Below are 3,173 nucleotides of genomic sequence, written 5' to 3'. Positions count from 1 at the left end.
CGGGACGCCGTCCGCGCCCCCGGGGTCGCGCTGGCCGCGCTGATCAGCGCCAGCCACGAGGTGGGCACCGTGCAACCGGTCGCCGAGGCGGCCGCCGCCTGCGCCGACGCCGGGGTGCCGCTGTACGTCCGACGCGGCGCAGGTCGGTCGGCGGGTGCCGCTGCCGGCCGGTTGGTCGGTGCTCACCGCCAGCGCGCACAAGTGGGGCGGCCCGCCCGGGGTGGGGTTGCTGGCGGTGCGCAAGGGCACCCGCTGGGAGTCACCGTGGCCGGCCGACGAACGGGAGGGTGGGCGTACCCCCGGGTCGGTGAACCTGCCCGCGGTGGTGGCGGCGGCGGCGAGTTTGCGCGCCGCGGCGGCCGACGCCGCGGCCGAGGAGGCCCGGCTGGCGCCGCTGGTGGACCGGATCCGGACGCGGGTCGCGGCGGAGGTGCCCGACGTGGAGGTGGTCGGCGACCCGGTGCTCCGGCTTCCCCACCTGGTCACCTTCTCCTGTCTGTACGTCGACGGCGAGACGCTGCTGCACGCGCTGGACCGGCGCGGCTTCGCGGTGTCGTCCGGCTCGTCCTGCACCTCGTCCACGCTGCGGCCCTCGCACGTGCTGGAGGCGATGGGGGTGCTCTCGCACGGCAACGTCCGCGTCAGCCTGCACCGGGAGACGACCGAGGCGGACGTCGAGCGGTTCCTCGCCGAGCTGCCCGGGATCGTCGCCGGACTGCGCGCCGAGGCCGGGGTGGTGGGGCTGTGACGATGCCCGACGAGGTCCTCGACTGCCGGGGTCAACGTTGCCCGTTGCCGGTCATCGCGGCGGCCCGCCGGATGCCCCAGGTGCCCGTCGGCACGGTCGTCCGGGTACTCGCCGACGACCCGGCGGCGGCGGTCGACATCCCCGCCTGGTGCCGGATGCGCGGCCAGGAGTTCCTGGCCGCCATCACCGGCCCGGACGGCCCCGCCTACGACATCCGCCGCACCCACTGACCCCGTCCCTGCCCCCGCGAGCTCGTGTTCTGCCTCGACGAGGCGCGGGGGCCCGGGATGGGGTTGGGCGGATTACGGGAGGAGGTGGGGGCGGACCTCGTCGGCGGCGGTGTCGCCGTAGGACTCGGCCAGGCGCTTGACGAACAGGTCGCGGCGGACCTCGTACTCCTGGGTGCCGACCGTCTCCAGCACGAGCGTGGCCAGCAGCGAGCCGACCTGGGCGGCGCGTTCCAGGCCGACGCCCCAGGAGAGCGCGGTGAAGAAGCCGGCCCGGAAGCCGTCGCCCACCCCGGTCGGGTCGACCGCCCGGATCTCCCGCGCGATGGGCACGTGGATCGGGTCGATACCACGCCCGGCGATCTCGACGCCGTGCTTGCCCAGCGTGGTGACCCGCACCTTGACCAGGTCCAGCAGCTGGTCGTCGCTCAGCTGCGCCTTGCTCTGCAACAGCGACTTCTCGTAGTCGTTGGTCATCAGGTACTCGGCGCCCTCGATCAGCGCCACCACGTCCTCACCCGGCATGCGGGCGAGCTGCTGCGACGGGTCGGCGGCGAACGCGTACCCGCGGGCGCGGCACTCGGCCGAGTGCCGCAGCATCGCCTCCGGGTCGTTGGCGCTGACCACCACGAGGTCCAGACCGCCGAGCCGTTCGGCGACCGGGGCCAGCTCGATGTTGCGGGCCTCGCTCATCGCGCCGGCGTAGAACGAGGCGATCTGGCACATGTCGGTGTCGGTGGTGCAGACGAAGCGGGCGGTGTGCGCGACCTCGCTGACGTGCACCGAGTCGCAGTCGACGCCGTGCCGCTCCAGCCAGGAGCGGTAGTCGGCGAAGTCGGCGCCGACCGCCCCGAGCAGAACCGGGCGCAGGCCCAGCTGCCCCATGCCGAAGGAGATGTTCGCCGCCACGCCGCCGCGGCGCAGCACCAGATCATCCACCAGGAAGGAGAGGGACACCTTGTGCAGCTGATCGGCGATGAACTGGTCGGCGAAGCGGCCGGGGAAGCTCATCAGGTGATCGGTGGCGATCGAGCCGGTCACGGCGATCTTCATGTCAACCCTCGGGGTCGGGAGCAGGGCGCGGTCAGCCTACCGGCCCGGCCACCCGGCGGTGTCCGGTCGGTGGGACAACGGCAACCGGCCCGCAACCACCAGCGCGGACTTCCCGGAACCGCTCCCACCGCCATCCCGACACGAAGGACGGGGCCGTCCCGAAGGACGGCCCCGTCATCGCTGGTGCGTGGCGCGCGACTCAGTTGAAGGAGTCACCGCAGGCGCAGGAGTTGCCCGCGTTGGGGTTGTCGATGGTGAAGCCCTGGGCGTCGATCCGGTCGGCGAAGTCGATCGTCGCGCCGGAAAGGTACGGGGCGCTCATCCGGTCGACGACGACCTCGACACCACCGAAATCGGTGACGACATCACCGTCGAGCGAACGCTCGTCGAAGAAGAGCTGGTACCGCAGGCCGGAGCAGCCACCCGGCTGCACCGCGACGCGGAGCCGCAGGTCGTCGCGGCCCTCCTGCTCGATCAGGGCCTTGACCTTCTGCGCCGCGACGTCGGTGAGGACGACGGAAGTAGGGGCCTGGGCCTCGGTCGACTCGGTCTGCGCTGGCGTGGTCACGTGGAAGTCTCCCTGCGCGGTTTGGGTCCGGACGCACTGGCCAACGCCGCGCGCCGTCCAGTGATTCCCGGTTGTGGTCCTTTCCCGATCGTACGCCGCCCCGGCCGGGCGCACCCGCGTGGCGTGACCCCCGCCGCAGGTCGACCCGGTCGTGGCCGATTGACCGGGCGACTTCGGGCGCTCAGCGGCTCCACTGCCGGGCCAGCCGGGCGCCCAGCTCGCGCAGCCCGTCCGCGGGGCGGCTCAGCGCGGCGTCGAGCCCGCCGGCCTGCTCCCCACCGAAGTGCTCCACCAGGCTGTACGCGTCGGTCACTCCGGCCGACGCGGCCTCCCGCCGGCCGGTGCTCACCTGGCCGGCCACCACCACGCACGGGACACCCCGGTCCCGGGCCGCGCCGGCCACTCCGGCGACCACCTTGCCGCGCAGGGACTGGTGGTCGAAGGACCCCTCCCCGGTGATCACCAGGTCGGCGGTGTCCAGTGCGGCGTCCAGCGCGGTGGCCCGGGTGACCAGGCCGATGCCCGACTCACAGCCGCCGCCCAGGGCGAGGATGGCGGCGCCGAGGCCCCCCGCGGC

4 protein-coding genes and 1 pseudogene are annotated in these 3,173 nt (G+C 73.7%); 2 read left to right on the top strand and 3 right to left on the bottom strand.

Annotated elements, in window-relative coordinates; all coding sequences use genetic code 11:
- Window positions 1-748, top strand: a pseudogene (locus tag JNW91_RS30690) (aminotransferase class V-fold PLP-dependent enzyme); the annotation flags it as partial.
- Window positions 745-978, top strand: a complete 234-nt coding sequence (locus JNW91_RS30685; RefSeq protein WP_203178961.1) for a sulfurtransferase TusA family protein — start codon at window positions 745-747, stop codon at window positions 976-978. The pseudogene JNW91_RS30690 and the gene JNW91_RS30685, both read left to right, overlap by 4 nt.
- Window positions 979-1,050: 72 nt before the next feature.
- On the opposite strand, the gene JNW91_RS30680 is transcribed toward JNW91_RS30685, so the two are convergent.
- The 3 genes from JNW91_RS30680 to JNW91_RS30670 form a co-directional block, all read right to left on the bottom strand.
- Window positions 1,051-2,028: a carbohydrate kinase family protein gene (locus tag JNW91_RS30680; RefSeq protein WP_203178960.1), complete on the bottom strand. Its 978-nt coding sequence runs from the start codon at window positions 2,026-2,028 to the stop codon at window positions 1,051-1,053.
- A 199-nt stretch (window positions 2,029-2,227) separates the two neighbouring features.
- Complete coding sequence (gene erpA / locus JNW91_RS30675) at window positions 2,228-2,596, bottom strand: iron-sulfur cluster insertion protein ErpA (RefSeq protein WP_007463211.1); 369 nt, start codon at window positions 2,594-2,596, stop codon at window positions 2,228-2,230.
- Window positions 2,597-2,777: 181 nt separating this feature from the next.
- On the bottom strand, window positions 2,778-3,173 hold a 396-nt coding region (locus tag JNW91_RS30670; protein ID WP_203178959.1), incomplete at its 5' end, for a glycerate kinase.

The organism is Micromonospora parastrephiae (assembly GCF_016802865.1).
Taxonomy (GTDB): domain Bacteria; phylum Actinomycetota; class Actinomycetes; order Mycobacteriales; family Micromonosporaceae; genus Micromonospora; species Micromonospora parastrephiae.
This window is presented reverse-complemented; position numbering and strand designations above follow the sequence as displayed.